General features: G+C 69.9%; 16 protein-coding genes. 5 read left to right on the top strand and 11 right to left on the bottom strand.

The window, feature by feature from the left end; translation table 11 throughout:
• Positions 1-126 precede the first annotated feature (126 nt).
• Positions 127-1164 (bottom strand): glycosyltransferase family 2 protein, encoded by a 1038-nt coding sequence (locus ABZ532_RS12445; RefSeq protein WP_361281613.1) that lies wholly within the window; start codon positions 1162-1164, stop codon positions 127-129.
• 359 nt (positions 1165-1523) lie between these two features.
• On the opposite strand from ABZ532_RS12445, the gene ABZ532_RS12440 reads away from it, so the two are divergent.
• Positions 1524-2906: an LCP family protein gene (locus ABZ532_RS12440; RefSeq protein WP_361281717.1), complete on the top strand. Its 1383-nt coding sequence runs from the start codon at positions 1524-1526 to the stop codon at positions 2904-2906.
• Between the two features lie 45 nt (positions 2907-2951).
• On the opposite strand, the gene ABZ532_RS12435 is transcribed toward ABZ532_RS12440, so the two are convergent.
• Positions 2952-3506 (bottom strand): acyl-CoA thioesterase, encoded by a 555-nt coding sequence (locus ABZ532_RS12435; protein WP_361281611.1) that lies wholly within the window; start codon positions 3504-3506, stop codon positions 2952-2954.
• Positions 3507-3636: 130 nt separating this feature from the next.
• Here ABZ532_RS12435 and ABZ532_RS12430 point away from each other — a divergent pair, with 130 nt between their 5' ends.
• Positions 3637-4896 carry an LCP family protein gene (locus tag ABZ532_RS12430; protein ID WP_361281609.1) on the top strand — a complete coding sequence of 420 codons (1260 nt, stop codon included), beginning with the start codon at positions 3637-3639 and terminating at the stop codon, positions 4894-4896.
• 68 nt (positions 4897-4964) lie between these two features.
• Here the strand turns inward: ABZ532_RS12430 and ABZ532_RS12425 are convergent, their stop codons facing one another.
• The 4 genes from ABZ532_RS12425 to ABZ532_RS12410 all read right to left on the bottom strand — a co-directional run bounded on the left by ABZ532_RS12425 (position 4965) and on the right by ABZ532_RS12410 (position 9467).
• Positions 4965-6386 (bottom strand): hypothetical protein, encoded by a 1422-nt coding sequence (locus ABZ532_RS12425; RefSeq protein WP_361281606.1) that lies wholly within the window; start codon positions 6384-6386, stop codon positions 4965-4967.
• 73 nt (positions 6387-6459) lie between these two features.
• Entirely contained in the window at positions 6460-7272 is an 813-nt protein-coding gene (locus ABZ532_RS12420) for a hypothetical protein (protein WP_361281604.1), read from the bottom strand.
• Positions 7273-7450: 178 nt separating this feature from the next.
• Positions 7451-8233, bottom strand: coding sequence for an SDR family oxidoreductase (locus tag ABZ532_RS12415; protein WP_361281602.1), 783 nt, complete (start codon positions 8231-8233; stop codon positions 7451-7453).
• Positions 8234-8318: 85 nt separating this feature from the next.
• Positions 8319-9467 (bottom strand): acyl-CoA dehydrogenase, encoded by a 1149-nt coding sequence (locus ABZ532_RS12410; protein WP_361281599.1) that lies wholly within the window; start codon positions 9465-9467, stop codon positions 8319-8321.
• 189 nt (positions 9468-9656) lie between these two features.
• On the opposite strand from ABZ532_RS12410, the gene ABZ532_RS12405 reads away from it, so the two are divergent.
• Positions 9657-10997, top strand: coding sequence for a UDP-glucose/GDP-mannose dehydrogenase family protein (locus tag ABZ532_RS12405; RefSeq protein WP_361281596.1), 1341 nt, complete (start codon positions 9657-9659; stop codon positions 10995-10997).
• Positions 10998-11017: 20 nt separating this feature from the next.
• Here the strand turns inward: ABZ532_RS12405 and ABZ532_RS12400 are convergent, their stop codons facing one another.
• The 3 genes from ABZ532_RS12400 to ABZ532_RS12390 are packed head-to-tail and all read right to left on the bottom strand — an operon-like array spanning position 11018 to position 13909.
• Complete coding sequence (locus ABZ532_RS12400) at positions 11018-12205, bottom strand: dipeptidase (protein ID WP_361281714.1); 1188 nt, start codon at positions 12203-12205, stop codon at positions 11018-11020.
• A gap of 22 nt (positions 12206-12227) precedes the next feature.
• Positions 12228-12773, bottom strand: a complete 546-nt coding sequence (gene purE, locus ABZ532_RS12395; protein WP_361281594.1) for a 5-(carboxyamino)imidazole ribonucleotide mutase — start codon at positions 12771-12773, stop codon at positions 12228-12230.
• Positions 12770-13909: a 5-(carboxyamino)imidazole ribonucleotide synthase gene (locus tag ABZ532_RS12390; RefSeq protein ID WP_361281592.1), complete on the bottom strand. Its 1140-nt coding sequence runs from the start codon at positions 13907-13909 to the stop codon at positions 12770-12772. Before ABZ532_RS12390 ends, purE begins: the two co-directional genes overlap by 4 nt.
• A gap of 182 nt (positions 13910-14091) precedes the next feature.
• Here ABZ532_RS12390 and ABZ532_RS12385 point away from each other — a divergent pair, with 182 nt between their 5' ends.
• The gene (locus ABZ532_RS12385) at positions 14092-14598 is read left to right on the top strand and encodes a GtrA family protein (RefSeq protein ID WP_361281590.1); all 507 of its coding nucleotides are present in this window, start codon (positions 14092-14094) and stop codon (positions 14596-14598) included.
• Positions 14599-14650: 52 nt separating this feature from the next.
• Here ABZ532_RS12385 and ABZ532_RS12380 read toward each other — a convergent pair whose 3' ends face one another.
• Both ABZ532_RS12380 and ABZ532_RS12375 read right to left on the bottom strand, forming a co-directional pair.
• Positions 14651-15925 (bottom strand): ATP-binding protein, encoded by a 1275-nt coding sequence (locus tag ABZ532_RS12380; RefSeq protein ID WP_361281587.1) that lies wholly within the window; start codon positions 15923-15925, stop codon positions 14651-14653.
• Between the two features lie 48 nt (positions 15926-15973).
• A complete protein-coding gene (locus tag ABZ532_RS12375; RefSeq protein ID WP_361281585.1) occupies positions 15974-16651 on the bottom strand; it encodes a response regulator transcription factor in 678 nt (225 codons plus the stop codon).
• Positions 16652-17052: 401 nt separating this feature from the next.
• Between ABZ532_RS12375 and ABZ532_RS12370 the strand changes: the two genes are divergently transcribed.
• Positions 17053-18570 carry an oligopeptide:H+ symporter gene (locus ABZ532_RS12370; RefSeq protein WP_361281582.1) on the top strand — a complete coding sequence of 506 codons (1518 nt, stop codon included), beginning with the start codon at positions 17053-17055 and terminating at the stop codon, positions 18568-18570.
• Positions 18571-18612: the final 42 nt, after the last annotated feature.

Here is an 18612-nt window from a genome sequence, read left to right as displayed (position 1 = left end):
CCCCTCACGGGCGGTCACCCCCGGGCCTGATTGGCCGTGCGGTCTGTTTACACCTGTTCGCGGCGCACCGTGGCCGGGGGCCCGGCCCCGACGGCGCCGGGGCCGCCGTCATCGTGTGTGGTCCGCTCAGACGTCGAGTGTGGTGTCGGGCGACGGGGCGCGCACCGCGGGCCTGCGGCTGGCGATGACCTTCTTCGCGAGCGTGCGCGGGCTGGTCAGGAAGCCGAAGCCCCACGACATGTGCATGGTGGCCAGCGCGACGGGAATCTGGAGCCGCGCCTTCAGCGGCAGTCCGCGCCCGGCCGGCACCGATCCGGCGACTATCGCCGCCAGGTAGCCGCCCGGGATGACGAAGCCCAGCGGGGTGAGGGCGGCGCCCAGCACGGTGCCCGCGGCGATCGCGCACAGCGCGGTCGGCGGGGCGAGATAGCGCAGGTTGATCGAGCCCTGGTGGTAGCGGGCGACGACGTGCCGCCAGCGGCCGTAGTCCTTGTACTGCTTGGCCAGTGCCCTGACGCTCGGCCGCGGGCGGTACTGCACCTTCAGCTCGGGCGAGAACCAGATCAGCCCACCGGCCTCACGGATACGGAAGTTCAGCTCCCAGTCCTGGGCGCGGATGAACTCCTCGTTGTAGCCGCCCTGCTGCTCCAGTGCGGCACGCCGGAAGACCCCCAGGTAGACGGTCTCGGCGGGGCCGGCCTCGCCGCCGGTGTGGAAGGCCGCGTTGCCGACACCGATCTTCGAGGTCATCGCAGCGGCGACGGCGCGCTCCCAGTCGTTCTCACCCTCGGCGTGCATGATGCCGCCGACGTTCTGGGCACCGGTCTCCCCCAGCAGCCGCACGGCGGTCGCGATGTAGTCGGGGGACAGCATCCCGTGGCCGTCGACCCGTACCACGATCGGGTGACGTGAGGCCTTGATGGCGGCGTTGAGCGCGGCAGGCGTACGACCGGTGGGATTCGGCACCGTGTGCACGCGGGAGTCCTCGCGCACCAGCTCTGCGGCGATCTCGTCGGTGCGGTCACCGGACGGGCCGAGCGCGATCACCACCTCCATCTCACCCTCATACTCCTGCTGGAGGATGTGGTGGACGGAATCGCGCAGATGCCGCTCCTCATTGAGGACCGGCATGATCACGGAGACGGCGGGTGCAGCGGTGGACATGGCTTCCTCGGGGGTCCGGGGATTGTCCCCGGGAGACTTCGGCTTCGCACGCCACGTTACCGCGAACGGGCGACACCGGTGCGCGCCGCCCGGTCCGCCTCCCGCTGGCGCAGATCGTATGGGCCTACGGTTCTGAGGATCCCCCGAACGCCCCCGCCCCCGGCCCCAGCGAGGTGCCCCTCGTGCCCACACCGCCCCGCTCGTCCCGCCCGAGGCCCGTGGCCCCGGCGCAGCCACCGCGGCGCAGACCACAGGAACGCGGTTCGCAGGGTCGTGGTTCACAGGGTCGCGGTTCACAGGGTCGCGGCCCCCAGGCAGGGACTGTGACGCGGGCCGGGGCCCGTCCGCCCGGCTGGCGGATGCGTGCGGTCACGGGTCTGTCGATGCTGGTGCTCGGGGTGGGCGGGATCGGGCACGCGCTCGTCTCGGGCGTGGACGGCGGAATCGGCCGCGTCGACCCCTTCAAGGACATGAAGAACCGCCCGGAGTCGGGGCTCGGCACGAACATCCTGCTGGTGGGAACCGACGGGCGGGACCGGATCACCCCGGTCGAACGCCGCAAGTACCGGCTCGGCGGCGCCCCCTGCCACTGCACCGACACGATCATGCTGGTCCATGTGTCGGAAGACCAGGAGCGGGCGAGCGTGGTGAGCCTGCCGAGGGACACCCATGTGACGCTTCCCGCACACACGGACATGACCACCGGGCAGCCCCACGGCACCCATCCCGTGAAACTGAACGCCGCCTACGCGGAGGGCGGCCCCTCGCTCACGGTCCGGACCGTCGAACGCCTCACCAAACTGAAGGTCGACCACTATCTGGAGATCGACTTCACCAGCTTCATGAAGACGGTGGACGCGCTCGGCGGGGTGCGGATCTGCACGGCCCGTCCGATGAAGGACACGTACACCGGTCTGAACCTGCCCGCCGGCACCCATGAGCTGGACGGCGGTGAGGCGCTCCAGTACGTGCGCTCACGGCATGTCGACGGGGCTGCGGACCTGGGCCGGATGGAGCGCCAGCAGCGCTTCATGGCGGCGCTGATCCAGCAGGCGACCCACAGCGGGGTGCTGCTGAACCCGGTGAAGTTCCGCCAGGTCAGCCAGGCGATGCTGCACTCGGTGCGGGCCGACCGGGCCTTCGGCACCGATCAGCTGCTGGCCCTTGGCGGCGCGATGCGGGACTTCACCCCCGCCTCGTCCGAATTCACCTCGGTGCCGGTCCGGAACTCCAGCCATCCGATCAGGGGCATCGGCTCGACGGTGCAGTGGGACTCGGTGAAGGCGGGGGCGCTGTTCAAAGCGCTGCGCGAGGACAAGCCGCTGTCACCACCCGGATCCGCCGGCAAGCGCCGGGGTGCGCCGAAGGTGCTGGTCGACGTGCCGCCCTCGCAGGTCAGGGTGGAGGTCTACAACGGGACCGGCATCGACGGACTCGGCGCGCGGGTCGACTCGGGACTGCGTGCGACCGGCTTCGTCACCAGCGGCCGCCCGCGCAACGGCGACCAGCGGAACCTACGCCGCACGGTCGTGATGTACGACCCCCGCTGGGACCGTTCGGCCCGCTCGCTCGCCGCCGCGCTGCCGGGGAGCGAACTGCGCCCGGTCAAGAAGCAGGGACCCACGCTGCGGGTACTGGCGGGCACGGACTTCACCAGGGTCACCCCCGTGCGAGCGGAGGCGCTCCTGGCGGGGCGGGGAGCCTTCCGCACGACGACGGGGGACGAGGCCGTGTGCCCCTGAGCGGCTCATGCACTCAGCGGCTCGTTCCTCAGGAGAGCCGCCGGTTCAGCCCTCGTCCTGGTAGCCCTCCGTGACCCGCTTCTCACGCAACTCCTTGATCGCGCGGCGGCGGGCCAGCCGGTGGGTGCGGCGGATCTGGGCCTCCTGGTAGCGCCGCTCGTCGCGCTCGGTCTCGGGCATCACCGGGGGCACCGTGCGCGGCTTGCCGTCCTCGTCGACGGCCGCGAACACCAGATACGCGGAGCCCACGTGGGTTGCCGGGTTCGACTCGTTCCAGCGCTCGGCCAGTACCCGTACCCCGACCTCCATCGACGACCGGCCGGTCCAGTTGACCTGGGCTTTGACATGCACAAGGTCACCGACCCGCACGGGCTCGAGGAACACCATCTCGTCCATCGACGCCGTGACGGCGGCCCCACCGGAGTGACGGCCCGCGACCGCACCGGCCGCGTCGTCCACCAGTTTCATGATCACACCACCGTGCACGGTCCCGAGGAGGTTGGTGTCCATGGCCGTCATGATGTGGCTGAGAGTGGTGCGTGAAGCTGAGGTGGGCTTACCCGAAATGGTGCCCTCCGGGTCCTGGGCCTGGTGTGTCATGGCGCCCACCTTATGCCCACCCTGTGCGACGACCTGCGGCCCTTCGCATTGCATCAGCTTCGCTACAGGGGCGGTGCGATTCGTCACCCACCCTGTCGGCAGGCCGGAACCGGACTGCACACTGTTCCGCATGAATGATTGGCCCGATGGATACGGACGCGGCAGCCGGGGCGCGGAGCCCGAGGGGCCCCGCGCGATGCGCCATGTGCAGCGACCGCCGGTCCCGCAGCAGCAGTCGCAGGGGTACGAGGACAGCTACGGCACCCCCTACGACAGCGGCTACAACACGGGCCAGGTCTACGGGAACCCTCCCGGCCACCGGGCGGGTCACGGCGCCCAGGGCGGCGGTTACGGTGGCGACGGCTACGGTGACGGACCCGGGGACGGGTACGCCCCCGGCCGCCCCGCGCCGGACTGGCGCCGGCGCTTCAAGGTCGGGTTCATATGCGTGCTCGTCATCGTGCTCGGCGTCTCCATAGGCACCTATTTCTGGGCCGACTCCAAGATGCGCCGCGAGGTGGACCTCTCCAAGGTCATCGAGCGGCCTGAGGAAGGCGACTGCACGACGTACCTGATCGTCGGCTCGGACAGCCGTGAGGGTCTGAGCGCCGAGGACAAGAAGAAGCTGCACACCGGCTCCGCCGAGGGCAAGCGCACCGACTCGATGATGATCCTGGCCGCGTGCGGCAGCGGGAACACGATGGTCTCGCTGCCCCGTGACTCGGATGTGGAGATACCGAGCTTCGTCGGCTCCGAGTCCGGCAAGACGTACAAGGGCACCGGCCGCCATGTGAAGCTCAACGCGGCGTACGCGGAGGACGGACCCGAGCTGCTGGTCCGCACCGTGGAGTACAACACGGGCCTGCGGATCGACCATTACGCCGAGATCGGCTTCGCCGGTTTCGCGAACATCGTCGACGCCCTCGGCGGTGTCGAGATGGACATCCCGAAGGCCTTCAAGGACAAGAACTCGGGCGCCGACTTCCAGGCGGGCAAGCAGACCCTCAACGGCGAGCAGGCCCTCGCCTTCGTCCGCACCCGCTACGCCTTCGCGGGCAGCGACCTGGACCGGACCAAGAACCAGCAGAAGTTCCTGTCCGCCCTCGCCAACCAGGCGGCGACGCCGGGCACCGTCCTCAACCCGTTCCAGCTGTACCCGACGCTGGGCGCGGGCCTGGACACCCTTCTCGTCGACAAGGACATGTCGCTGTTCGACCTCGGCGAGATGTTCTTCGCGATGAAGAGCGTCAACGGCGGCGACGGGAAGTCCATGAACATACCGATCTCCGGCAGCCGCGGCGGCAACCTGGTCTGGGACAAGGACAAGGTCAAGCAGCTCGTGCAGCAGATCAAGAACGACGAGCGGGTCACGGTCACCTCGGACCGCTGAGACCCAGACGTCGGAGGGCCCCGCCGACGGCGGGGCCCTCCGACGTCTTCTGCGCAGGTCAGCCGCTATCAGCTGCGGTGGCTGTTGCGGCCGCCGTCGCTTCCACTCTCGTACCCGCCGCTCTCGCGCGGTTCGCGGGCCCCGTCGTGCTCACGGCCCTGGTCGTCGTCGCGGGCCTCGTCGTCACGAGCCTCGTCCTTGTCGCGGGCCTCGTCGTCACGAGCCTCGTCCTTGTCGCGGCCCTCGTCATCACGAGCCTCGTCCTTGTCGCGGCCCTCGTCGTCACGAGCCTCGTCCTTGTCGCGGCCCTCGTCGGTGTTGCCACCGTTGTCGTCGGAGTCGTCGTCGGCGTCGTCCCCAGGCGCGTCGGCGGCCGCGGGTCCGCCCACGAACGTCACATGGACGGAGCCGTCCCCAGCGATGTTCGGGTTGGAGATGACCGGGACGTCCGAGATGGACGCGGTGTTCGGGGCAGCCCAGCTTCCACCGCCGCCACCGCCGCCACCGCTGACGGCCTCGCCGCCACCGCCGCCACCGCCGCCACCGCCCCAGCCACCGCCGCCGCCACCGCCACTGCCGTAATTGACGGAGTTGACGCGCCACTGACCCTCGCCACCCTGTCCGGCGGGGCCGAAGAACAGCTGGGAGGCGGTGATCCAGGACGCACCCGCGTTGGGACCGTTGGAGGTGTGCACCGGGCCGCCGAGACCGCCGATGCCGTCCTGGCCATCCGTGCCGTCCTTGCTGCGGGTGCCGCCGCCACCACGGCCTCCGTCGCCTCCGTCGCCATCGGACGCGCCCTCCCCGCCACGGCCGGTACGGGTGAGCGTGCCTCTGATGGCGAGGCCGTCCTGGCCGTCGGCACCGGCGTGGACGGTCCGACCGGACACGGCGACACCGCCGTCACCGCCGGCGCCGCCATCACCGTTGGCGTTGCCCTGCCCGCCACCGCCGCCACCGGCGGCGTCGGCCAGCAGTGTCGTGTCCGTGCAGTCTCCGAAGTCGTCGATGCATGGGGCCTGCTCGGTGAGGTCGACACTCGAGACCAGCGTCGAGGCGCCACCGCGGCCACCTGGGGAGGTGCCGCCCAACTCACCTACGTAGTAGTACAGAACCGGAGAGCCGTAGCTCTCCTGGTACTCGCTCACGGTGGTGACCGTCTGGGCCATGCCACCGGCACCGCCGCTGCCGCCCTGGTAGAGGCCGCCGCCGTTGTCGCCGTACCGGCCGGCTCCGCCGAAGGCGGTGATGACCATCGGGGTGGCGGTGGTGAGCTGGGCCTCCGTCGCGCCCTGTGCGGCGCTCAGCAACGAGGTCGTACTGAACTCGGACAGGCCATCGGGGAGCAGGCAGGAGACCACTCCGGACTCGATCTCGGTACAGCTGACATTGGTGGTCGACGCGGAGGCCGCGGGCGCGGACAGCGCCAGGAGCGAGCCCAGGCACACGCTGGTGCCCAGTACTCGTGCGGCGCCCTTGGATCTGGACATGCGAATCCTTTCAGCGGGGGAAGAAGAGGGGGAACGGCGCCGCAACGCCTAGGCGCGCGAAGCTGAGGGCAGGTCAGGCCCGCGGCTTGCCGTGGCCACGCTCGGCCTTTTCCTGCTTGTGCGCGCCTTCCTTCTTGTGCGCGTCGTCCTGCTTGCGCGCGTCTTCCTTCTGCGCGTCTTCCTTCTTGTGCTCATCGCGACCGTGCTCGCGCCAGCTGTGCTCGCGCCAGCTGTGCTCGCCACGGCTCTGCTCGTCGCGACCGCGCTCACCGCGGCCGTGCTCACCACGGCCGTCCCGGGACGGCAGGATCGTCACACGCACCTGCTGCCAGAGGCCGGACTCCTCACCCGCGAGCTGGAAGAGGTAGTCACCCGGAAGGACCTCGTGGTCTCTGCGGAATCGGTCCTCGATGGTGACCTCACCGGACACCACGCCGTCCTCGTCGGCGGCGAAGATTCCGAGCAGCACGACATGGCGGTCGCGGCGCGGATCCCCGAAGTCGGCGAACGGGTTGTCCTCGTCATCCTCGTGGTCGCCGTCGAGCCTGAACGGCGCGGTCGGGATCAGCCGTACGTAGACCGTCTCTCCCGGGTCGTATCCCGTTCCCCGGAACTCGACGGTCTCCCCGTTGTAGAAGGAGGTGTCGCTGACGGACATCGGCCTGCGGTCGGCGACGCCGAACGACATGTTCAGCTCGGACGCGGGCGTCTCCTCGACGGCAGCCAGGATGTCGGCCAAGGTGATCGACTCGGCGGCGGCCGTCGCCTCGCCGGCGGCGGTGGCTTCGGTCGCGGCTATCTGCTCGGTGGCCACGGCCGGCGCGGCGGCGGTGGCGACGGTGGTGGCCGCCGCCAGGGCGACGAGCCAGCGCGAGTGTCGGAACATGGTGGGGATCTCCTTCGGACGAGGTAGGCGAGTCGTGATCTCGTGACTCGCGCCGGGATCCGTAGACTCTGGAGATCCACTTCAAACAGGCGCGCCGCTCCACTGCCCAGGAAGGCTCAACAACTGCACCCGGGCGGCGGCGCCCTCACGGCGAGCGGCGGGCTGCCACCGGGCTCGCTCAGTGGACGGAGAACCCGCCGTCGACGAACAGCGACTGCCCGGTGACATAGCCGGACGCCCGGCTCGCCAGGAACACCGCGGCCCCCGCGAAGTCCTCGGCCACCCCGTTGCGCCCGACCATGGTGCGCGCGGCCAGTGCCGCCACCCGTTCGGGCTCGGACGACAGCCGGGCGTTCAGCGGCGTCATCACGAAGCCGGGCACGAGCGTGTTGCAGGTGACGCCGTACGGGGACCACGCCTCGGCCTGCGATCGCGCCAGCGACTCCAGCGCCCCCTTGGACACTCCGTAGGCGCCGCTTTGCACGAAGGCGCGGTGCGCCTGCTGGGAGGTGATGTGGATGATCCGCCCGTACCCACGCTCCGCCATCCGGGGCCCGAACCGCTCCCCCAGCAGGTACGGCGCCTCCAGGTTCACCGCCATCGTGGCGTCCCACACCTCCTCGCCGAGCTCCCCCATGGGCGGCCTGAGGTTGATCCCGGCGGCGTTGACGAGGATGTCGGGCTCCCCGAACACACCGGCCGCCTCCTCGGCGCACTTCCGGGTCCCGTCGCGGGTGCCCAGGTCGGCGCCGACCCACCCCACCCGGCAGCCCTCGGCCGCCAACTCCCCGGCCCTGCCCGAGAGTCGCTCCTCCCCGCGCGCCACGATCACCACGCTCGCCCCCGCCCGCGCGAGGGCATCCGCGATACCGCCGCCGATACCGGAACTGCCACCGGTCACCAGGGCGACCAGGCCGTCCAGGGAGAAGAGCCGGGAGAGATAGGGCTGCGATGACGTCATGTCAGCACCCTAGGTTCCTGCCCGTTCCGGACACAGAACGGCCCCGGCCGGTGGCCGGGGCCGCTTGTCGTCGGCGGACGCCGCCTTACGGCAGGTTGCGCGCCATCACGATCCGCTGAACCTGATTCGTGCCTTCATAGATCTGGGTGATCTTGGCGTCGCGCATCATGCGCTCCACCGGGTAGTCACGGGTGTAGCCGTAGCCGCCGAGGAGCTGGACCGCGTCCGTGGTGACCTCCATGGCGACATCGGAGGCGAAGCACTTCGCCGCGGCGCCGAAGAAGGTCAGGTCGCCGTCGACGCGCTCGGACTTGGCGGCCGCCGAGTAGGTGAGCTGACGGGCGGCCTCGATCTTCATGGCCATGTCGGCGAGCATGAACTGGATGCCCTGGAAGTCGGCGATCGGCTTGCCGAACTGCTTGCGCTCCTGGACGTAGCCCTTGGCGTAGTCGAGGGCGCCCTGGGCGACGCCGAGGGCCTGGGCCGCGATGGTGATGCGGGTGTGGTCCAGGGTCTTCATGGCGGTGGCGAAGCCGGTGCCCTCCGCGCCGATCATGCGGTCGGCGGGGATGCGCACGTTGTCGAGGTAGACCTCGCGGGTCGGGGAGCCCTTGATGCCGAGCTTCTTCTCGGGGGCGCCGAAGGACACGCCCTCGTCGCTCTTCTCGACCACGAAGGCGGAGATGCCCTTGGAGCGCTTCTCCGGGTCGGTGACGGCCATCACCGTGTAGTACTCGGAGACGCCTGCGTTGGTGATCCAGCGCTTCACGCCGTTGAGGACGTAGTGGTCACCGTCGCGGACGGCACGCGTCTTCATGCCGACGGCGTCGGAGCCCGCGTCCGGCTCGGAGAGGCAGTACGAGAACATCGCGTCGCCCTTGGCGAGCGGGGCCATGTACTTCTTCTTCAGGTCCTCGGAGCCGGAGAGGATCACCGGCAGCGAGCCCAGCTTGTTGACGGCCGGGATCAGGGACGAGGAGACGCACACACGGGCGATCTCCTCGATGACGATCACGGTGGCGAGGGCGTCGGCGCCCGCGCCGCCGTACTCCTCGGGGACGTGCACGGCGTGGAGGTCGGAGGCGACCAGAGCGTCGAGGGCCTCCTGCGGGAAGCGGGCCTCCTCGTCGACCGCCGCCGCGAAGGGGGCGATCTTCGCCTCGGCGAGCGAACGGACCGTCTCGCGGAGCATGTCGTGCTCCTCGGACGGGCGGTACAGGTCGAAGTCAGGCACGGTGCTTGTCTCCCTCAGGCGCCTAGGTCTGTCGCTCCCCAGCCGCTGCTAATTACCGTTAAGTAACACAAATTCTAGTGGTCGGTGCGGTCCAGGCGTACGTGAGCTATCTGACAGCGGGAAAATGCCCTCGTCGCAGCCCGACTATGCTCGGCCCGGCACTCCCCCCGCACCCTTCAGGAGCACCGAATGGCCCTCAAGATCACCGTGGTCGGCACCGGATATCTCGGCGCCACGCATGCGGCGGCCATGGCGGAACTGGGATTCGATGTGCTCGGCCTCGATGTCGTGCCCCAGAAGATCGAGATGCTCGCGGCGGGCCGGGTGCCCATGTACGAGCCGGGGCTCGAGGAGCTGCTGGCGAAGCACGTCCAGGGCATCGAGGGATCGACCGGACGGCTGCGCTTCACCACCTCCTGGGACGAGCTGGCGGAATTCCGCGGCGATGTGCACTTCGTCTGCGTGAACACTCCGCAGAAGCACGGTGAGTACGCCTGCGACATGTCGTACGTCGACGCCGCGTTCGACGCGCTCGCGCCGCGTGTCACGGGTGGTTCGCTGGTCGTGGGCAAGTCGACCGTGCCGGTCGGGTCCGCGGAGCGGCTCGGCCGGCTGCTCGCCGAGCGGGCACCGGAGGGTGTGGAGCTGGCGTGGAACCCGGAGTTCCTGCGCGAGGGCTTCGCCGTGCGGGACACCCTGCACCCGGACCGGATCGTCGCGGGTGTGCGGAGCGAGCGCGCCGAGAAGCTGCTGCGCGAGGTGTACGCCGGCCCGATCGGCGAGGGCTCGCCGTTCGTGGTGACGGACTTCCCCACGGCTGAGCTGGTGAAGACCTCCGCGAACTCCTTCCTCGCCACCAAGATCTCGTTCATCAACGCCATGGCCGAGGTCTGCGAGGCCGCGGGCGGCGATGTGGCGAAGCTGGCGGAGGCGATCGGCCACGACGAGCGGATCGGCTCCAAGTTCCTGCGGGCGGGCATCGGCTTCGGCGGGGGCTGCCTGCCGAAGGACATCAGGGCCTTCATGGCCCGCGCCGGGGAGCTGGGCGCCGACCAGGCGCTGACTTTCCTGCGCGAGGTCGACTCGATCAACATGCGCCGCCGCGGGCACATGGTGGAGCTGGCGCGGGAGGCCGTGGGCGGTGACTCGTTCCTCGGGAAGCGGGTCGCGGTGCTCGGCGCGGCCTTCAAGCCGGACTCCGACGACGTACGCGACTCACCGGCGCTGAACGTGGCCGGGCAGATCCATCTCCAGGGCGGCCAGGTCACCGTGTACGACCCGAAGGGCATGGGCAACGCGCGTCTGCTCTTCCCCACGCTCGGCTACGCGGACAGCGCCCTGGACGCGGTGCGCGGCGCCGATGTGGTGCTGCATCTGACCGAGTGGCGTGAGTTCCGCGAGCTGGACCCCGCCGAGCTGGGCGCGGTGGTGTCCAGGCGCATCGTGCTGGACGGCCGCAACGCGCTGGACGGGGCGAAGTGGCGCGAGGCCGGATGGACCTACCGGGCCATGGGACGGCCTCGCGCCTGAGGCCTGCTGACGGGATGGGGTCAGACCGCGTCCAGCGACTCCAGCGTCGCGTTCGACGGCCCGTGCACCGAGCCGAGGTCGCGTGCGACCGACTCCGCGTCCCGTAGCACCCGCACCGCGTTCTGCCAGGTCAGCTTGGCCAGGTCGGGCTTCGACCAGCCGCGCCGCAGCAGCTCCGCGACGAGGTTCGGATAGCCGGCGACGTCATCGAGCCCGGCCGGGGTGAAGGCCGTGCCGTCGAAGTCGCCGCCGATGCCGATGTGGTCGACGCCGGCCGCCTCGCGCATGTGGTCCAGATGGTCGGCGACCGTCGAGGCCGTGGCCATCGGCTGCGGATTGGCCGCGGCGAACGCCCGCTGGACCTTCATCCCGGCCTCGGTGGTGTCCAGCGGGTGCAGCCCGTGTGCCTTCATGTTCTCGTCCGCGGCTGCGGTCCAGGCGACCGCCGCGGGCAGGATGAACTTCGGCACGAACGTGGCCATCGCCACGCCCCCGTTCGCGGGCAGCCGCTCCAGGATGTCGTCCGGGACGTTCCTCGGGTGGTCGCAGACCGCCCTGGCCGACGAGTGGGAGAAGACCACCGGCGCCACGGAGGTGTCCAGAGCGTCCCGCATCGTCGTCGCGGCCACGTGCGAGAGGTCCACGAGCATGCCGATGCGGTTCATCTCCCGCACCACCTCGCGGCCGAAGGCGGAGAGGCCCCCGACGCGCGGCTGGTCGGTCGCCGAGTCCGCCCAGTCGTTGTTGTCGTTGTGCGTGAGCGTCATGTAGCGCACGCCCAGCGCGTACAGGGCCCGCAGGGTGGCGAGCGAGTTGTTGATGGAATGCCCGCCCTCCGCGCCCATGAGCGAGGCGATACGGCCGTCTGCCCGTGCCGCCTCCATGTCGTCGGCGGTCAGGGCGCGGACCAGGTCGCCCGGATAGCGGGCGAGCAGCTGCCCGACCACGTCGATCTGCTCCAGCGTGGCGCTGACCGCCTCGTCGCCGGTGTAGTCGCTCCGTACGAACACGGACCAGAACTGCGCCCCGACCCCGCCGGCCCGCAACCGGGGGATGTCGGTGTGCAGCCGGCCGGTCTGGTCGTCCGCGATGTCGAGCCGGTCCAGGTCGTAGCGGACCTGGGCCCGCAGCGCCCACGGCAGGTCGTTGTGGCCGTCGACCACGGGGTGGTCCTCGAGCAGGGACCGGGCTTCCGCGAGATTGTCCACAGCGAGATCCACGGGGCGCGCCCTACTTTCCGAAGCCGAAGGCGGCGGAGCCCTCGACCTTGGCCCGCAGCCGCTTGCCCTTCTCCGTGGCCTGCTCGTTCAGCTCCTGCTGGAAGTCCCTCATCCGGGACATCAGGTCGCGGTCCTGCGTGGCGAGGATCCGGGCCGCGAGCAGCCCGGCGTTGCGCGCCCCGCCCACCGACACGGTGGCCACCGGCACGCCCGCGGGCATCTGCACGATCGACAGCAGGGAGTCCATCCCGTCGAGGTATTTCAGCGGCACCGGGACACCGATGACCGGCAGGGGGGTGACCGAGGCCAGCATGCCCGGCAGATGGGCGGCCCCGCCCGCACCGGCGATGATCGCCTTCAGGCCCCTGGCCTCGGCTTCCTCGCCGTACGCGATCATCTCGCGCGGCATCCGGTGTGCCGAGACCACATCGACCTCGTACGGGATCTCGAACTCGTCCAGTGCCTGCGCCGCGGCTTCCATGACGGGCCAGTCGGAGTCCGAGCCCATGACGATGCCGACGAGCGCCGAGCCGGAAAGGCCGGAAGGGTTGGTCATTCGGTGATCGTTCCCCTGAGGTAGTCGGCGGCGTGACGCGCCCGTTCCAGCACGTCGTCGAGATCGTCGCCGTAGGTGTTGACGTGCCCCACCTTGCGACCGGGTTTCACGTCCTTGCCGTACATATGAATCTTCAACCGGGGATCCCGTGCCATGCAATGCAGGTAGCCGGCGTACATGTCGGGATAGTCGCCGCCGAGCACGTTCGCCATGACCGTCCACCGGGCGCGGGGCCGGGGATCGCCCAGCGGAAGGTCCAGTACGGCCCGTACGTGGTTGGCGAACTGGGAGGTGACCGCGCCGTCCTGGGTCCAGTGCCCGGAGTTGTGCGGGCGCATGGCGAGTTCGTTGACGAGGATTCGCCCGTCCGTGGTCTCGAACAGTTCGACCGCGAGGTGCCCGACGACACCGAGCTCCTTGGCGATCCGCAGCGCGAGCTGCTGGGCCTGCCCGGCCAGCTCGTCGTCCAGGTCGGGCGCGGGAGCGATCACCGTGTCGCACACCCCGTCGACCTGACGCGACTCCACGACGGGATAGGCGACGGCCTGGCCGTGCGGGGAGCGCACGATGTTCGCGGCCAGCTCGCGCCGGTAGTCGACCTTCTCCTCGGCGAGCACCGGGACGCCCGCGCGGAACGGCTCGGCGGCGTCCTCCTCGCCGCGGACCACCCATACGCCCTTGCCGTCGTATCCGCCGCGGACGGTCTTGAGGATCACGGGGTAGCCCCCCACCTCGGCGGCGAAGGCCGCCGCGTCCGCCGGATCGGCCACGATCCGGTGGCGGGGGCTGGGGGCCCCGATCTCGTCCAGGCGGGCCCGCATCACCCCCTTGTCCTGGGCGTGCACCAGGGCGTCGGGGCCAGGGCGCACGGGAATACCGTCCGCCTCCAGCGCCCCCAGGTGCTCGGTCGGTACGTGCTCGTGATCGAAGGTGATCACATCGCAGCCGCGAGCGAAGTCACGCAGCGTGTCCAGGTCGCGGTAGTCGCCGATGACGACCTCGCTCACCACCTGGGCCGCCGAGTCCTGGGGAGTGTCACTGAGGAGCTTGAATCTGATGCCGAGCGGGATGCCCGCCTCGTGTGTCATACGAGCGAGCTGGCCACCGCCGACCATGCCGACTACCGGAAACGTCACTCTCCCAGGGTATCCGGAGCTCCATACGGTCCCGCCATGCCCACATTTTCGTACGATGACACAGATACGCGGCGTGAGGGCAGACACCTTCCCAGTTGTCCACAGGCAGGTGATAGGGGCGCTGGTTAGAGTGGTCGCGTTGATGACACCGAAACACCGGACGGACGGGGCCACCGATCACCATGAGCGAACGAGCCGCACTGCGTGTGCGACTGGACCGGCTCGCGCGCGAAGTCGCCAAGTTCGGCGCGGTCGGCGCGATGGGTCTGCTCGTCAACATGGTCGTCTTCAACCTGCTGCGCCACACCACCGAGATCCCGGTGGTCCGGGCCAGCCTGCTCGCGACGTTCATCGCGATCCTCTTCAACTACGTGGGCTTCCGGTACTTCACCTACCGGGACCGTGAGAAGAGCGGGCGCACCAAGGAGCTGACCCTGTTCCTGCTGTTCAGTGCGGCGGGGGCGGTGATCGAGAACGGAATCCTGTACACGGCGACGTACGGCTTCGGCTGGGACGGACAGCTCCAGAGCAACTTCTTCAAGTTCTTCGGGATCGGCGTCGCGACGCTGTTCCGTTTCTGGTCCTACCGGACCTGGGTGTTCCGCGCGCTGCCCGCCCGCGAGGCCGTGCAGACCGCGGAGTCCTTCCTGGAGCATCGCGAGCCTGCGGCCCCGGACCGGGTGGGCTGACGAACCCGGTCCCGGACTGCCCGGGCCTCCAGGTGTGCCGCACCGGACCACGTCAGCGGATGGGGCGCTCGCGCTCCGCCCGCTCCGCGAGGCCGGTCACCTCGCGGCTGAGGAACAGCGCGAAGACCGCCGGCTGCTGCTGGAGCAGCTCCAGACGTCCCCCGTCCGCCTCCGCGAGGTCCCGCGCCACCGCGAGCCCGATGCCCGTCGAATTGCGCCCGCTGATCGTACGCTCGAAGATGCGTGCGCCGAGGTCGGCCGGGACGCCGTGGCCCTCGTCCGTCACCTCGATGACCGCCTGGTTGCCGGTGACCCGGGTGCGCAGGGCTACCGTGCCTCCGCCGTGCATCAGGGAGTTCTCGATCAGCGCGGCCAGCACCTGTGCGACCGCTCCCGGAGTGCCCACCGCACGCATGTCGTGCTTGCCCGAGCAGACGATCGCGCGGCCGGCGCTGCGGTAGGCCGGTCGCCACTCCTCGATCTGCTGCTTCACCACCTCGTCCACGTCGAAGGCGACGGCGGACCCTGACCTCGGGTCGCGGGCGTTGGTCAGCAGCCGCTCGACGACATCGGTGAGCCGCTCGACCTGGGTGAGCGCGACGATCGCCTCCTCCTTCACCGTGTCCGGGTCGTCCGTGGTGGAGATCTCCTCCAGCCGCATGGACAGCGCGGTCAGGGGTGTACGGAGCTGGTGGGAGGCGTCAGCCGCGAGGCGGCGCTCGGCGGTGAGCATGCGGGCGATCCGCTCCGCGCTGGCATCGAGTACGTCGGCCACGCGGTCGAGCTCGGGGACGCCGTAGCGCCGGTGGCGGGGGCGGGGGTCACCCGAGCCCAGGCGCTCGGCGGTCTCGGCGAGGTCGGTCAGCGGTGAGGCGAGCCGGTTCGCCTGCCGTACGGCGAGGAGCACCGCGGCCACCACCGCGAGCAGGGCGACGGCGGCGATGATCATCAGAGTGCGCCCCACCTCGCGGGTGACGGTGGAGCGGGACTCCTCGACGGTGACCCGCTCCCCCTCCTCACCCGTGGCGGTACCCCGGATCACGCCCCCGGAGGGGCGCTCACCGATCTCGATGGGAGCGCTCCCGGGCACCACGATCTCCGCATAGCGTGCGGGACCGATCTGCTGGGCGAGCGCCGCGGCGTCGACCTGTTCGTGTCCGGCGACCCTGGACTCGATGACGCTGACCAGCCGCAGCGCCTCCGATTCCACGCTCTCCTGCGCGCTGTTGCTGATCGTCCGCGTCTCCACGATGACCAGGGAGATGCCGAAGACGGCGATGACGACCAGCACCACTGCGAGCGTGGAACTGATGAGGCGGCGGCGCACAGGGCCCCTTCTCTACGGGGTTCTACGGATTCAGCCCGTTCGGCCCGTTCAGCTTTTCTCGAAACGGAAGCCGACGCCGCGGACCGTCGCGATGTACCGGGGGTTCGCCGCGTCGTCGCCGAGCTTCTTGCGGAGCCAGGAGATGTGCATGTCCAGGGTCTTGGTGGAGGACCACCAAGTGGTGTCCCACACCTCGCGCATCAGCTGGTCACGGGTGACGACCCGTCCGGCATCCCGCACCAGCACCCGGAGCAGGTCGAACTCCTTGGCCGTGAGCTGGAGCTCCTCGTCACCCATCCAGGCGCGGTGTGATTCCACGTCGATCCGTACGCCGTGCGTGGAAGGCGCGGCGGTCGGTTCCGTGGCGCCGCGCCGGAGCAGCGCCCGGACGCGGGCGAGCAGTTCGGCCAGACGGAAGGGCTTGGTGACGTAGTCGTCGGCGCCGGCGTCCAGGCCGACCACCGTGTCCACCTCGTCGGCGCGGGCGGTCAGCACCAGGATCGGCACGGTGTGCCCTTCGGCACGGAGCCGGCGGGCCACCTCGAGGCCGTCCATTCCGGGCAGCCCGAGGTCCAGCACGACCAGATCGACCCCACCCTGGAGCCCCGCGTCGAGGGCGGTCGGGCCGTCCTGGCGGACCTCGACCTCGTACCCCTCCCGGCGCAGAGCGCGCGCCAGTGGCTCGGAGATGGATGCGTCGTCCTCGGCGAGCAGTACACGGGTCATGGCCTGATGGTAGTCCGCGAGGGGGACCCGTCGGAGCATGATCCACAAGGCCTGTGAGTATGGGGTGCTTTCCTGGTTACGGCCTTCGAATCTGGGCAGGCAGTTCCTGGAACGCCTGTGATCCTGGTCTCAAGTCGTACTCAAGTGCTCCTAATGCGCTTGTTTCCTGTCGTATGGTGACCCAACGCCTGAAGTACACGTCGGGGACCTTTGGCCGCCTGCTGCCGCCAAGGGTCTCTTTTCTGCCCGGACCGGCCACCGTCGTGCCCGGACATGACTGACCAGAGGGCCGGCCCCTCGGGTGTGGGACCGGACCCTCACGCCGGTTCGCCGGCATCCCCCCACCGGGCGCGGACTCCGCTCACGAAGCGGCACCCCGCGTCCAGAGCAGAAGGAACGACATGGCGTCCAGCCTGACGCAGGACTCGGTCGGGACTCCCCCCGAGCGCACCTTCCTCGGCCACCCCCGAGGCCTGGCCACTCTCTTCATGACCGAGATGTGGGAGCGTTTCAGCTACTACGGCATGCGCGCCCTCCTCGTGCTCTACCTGGTCTCCGGTGGCGCCGACGCGGCGGCCGGCAGCCAGGGCGGCGGCCTGGCGATGACCGCGGCCACGGCGTCGGCCATCTACGCCGTGTACGTCTCGATGGTCTATCTGATGGCCATGCCCGGTGGCTGGTTCGGCGACCGCGTCTGGGGCGCCCGCAAGACCGTCACCATCGCCGCGTTCGTGATCATGGCGGGCCATCTCTCGCTCGCCGTCCCGGGCCAGGCGATGTTCTTCGTCGGTCTGGTCCTCGTCGCGGTCGGCTCCGGTCTGCTGAAGGCCAACATCTCCACGATGGTGGGCCACCTCTACGACGGTCCGGACGACCCGCGCCGCGACGGTGGCTTCACCGTCTTCTACATGGGGATCAACCTCGGCGCCTTCGTCGCGCCGCTGGTGATCGGCACCGTCGGTGAGACCTACAACTGGCACGCCGGCTTCGCGCTCGCCGCGGTCGGCATGGGCCTGGGGCTCGTCCAGTTCCTGATCGGCAGCAAGAGCCTGAGCCCCAAGAGCAACGTGGTACCCAACCCGCTGTCCCCGGCGGAGCGCTCCGGCATTCTGCTGAAGGTCGCCGCCGTCACCGCCGCGACCGCCGTGTTCTACGGCGCCGTGGTCATGGCCGGTATGTACACCCTGAACTGGGCGCTGGTCCCGCTGACCCTGGCCGGCCTGATCATCCCGATCGCCGTGCTGGTCCGCATCAAGCGCGACAAGGGCCTCGACCGCATCGAGCAGTCGAAGATGAGCGCGTACATCTGGTTCTTCGTGGCCGCCGCCGTGTTCTGGATGATCTACGACCAGGGCGGTTCCACGCTGTCGCTCTTCGCGGACGGCAAGACCGCGGACACCCTGCTCGGCATCGGCTTCCCGGCCACCTGGTACCAGTCGCTGAACCCGCTGTTCGTGATGGCGCTCGCCCCGGTCTTCGCCTGGCTGTGGCTGTGGCTGGCCCGCCGGAACCAGGAGCCCAGCACCATCGTGAAGTTCGCGATGGCCCTGGTGCTCGTGGGCGGCTCGTTCTTCGTGTTCGTCGTGCCGATGGCGATGGCCGGCGACGGCACGAAGGTCAGCCCGATGTGGCTGGTCTCGATCTACATGATCCAGACCATCGCCGAGCTGTGCCTCTCCCCGGTCGGCCTCTCGGTGACCACGAAGATGGCGCCGAGGAAGTACGCCAGCCAGATGATGGGCGTCTGGTTCCTCGCGGTCACCGCGGGCGACTGCGCCACCGGTCTGCTCGCCCTCGCGGGCGTCGACCTCAACGGCACCAGCATCATCGCGATGCAGGCCGCCCTCGCGTTCGCGGCGGGCCTCGCGATCTACATGTACCGCCAGAAGGTCCAGGAGCTCATGGGCAACGTCCACTGAGGTCCGTCCCCTACGGGTACGGGTCCGGCCCGGCACGCACAC

The organism is Streptomyces sp. NPDC019396, assembly GCF_040632375.1.
Classification (GTDB): Bacteria; Actinomycetota; Actinomycetes; order Streptomycetales; family Streptomycetaceae; genus Streptomyces.
This window is presented reverse-complemented; position numbering and strand designations above follow the sequence as displayed.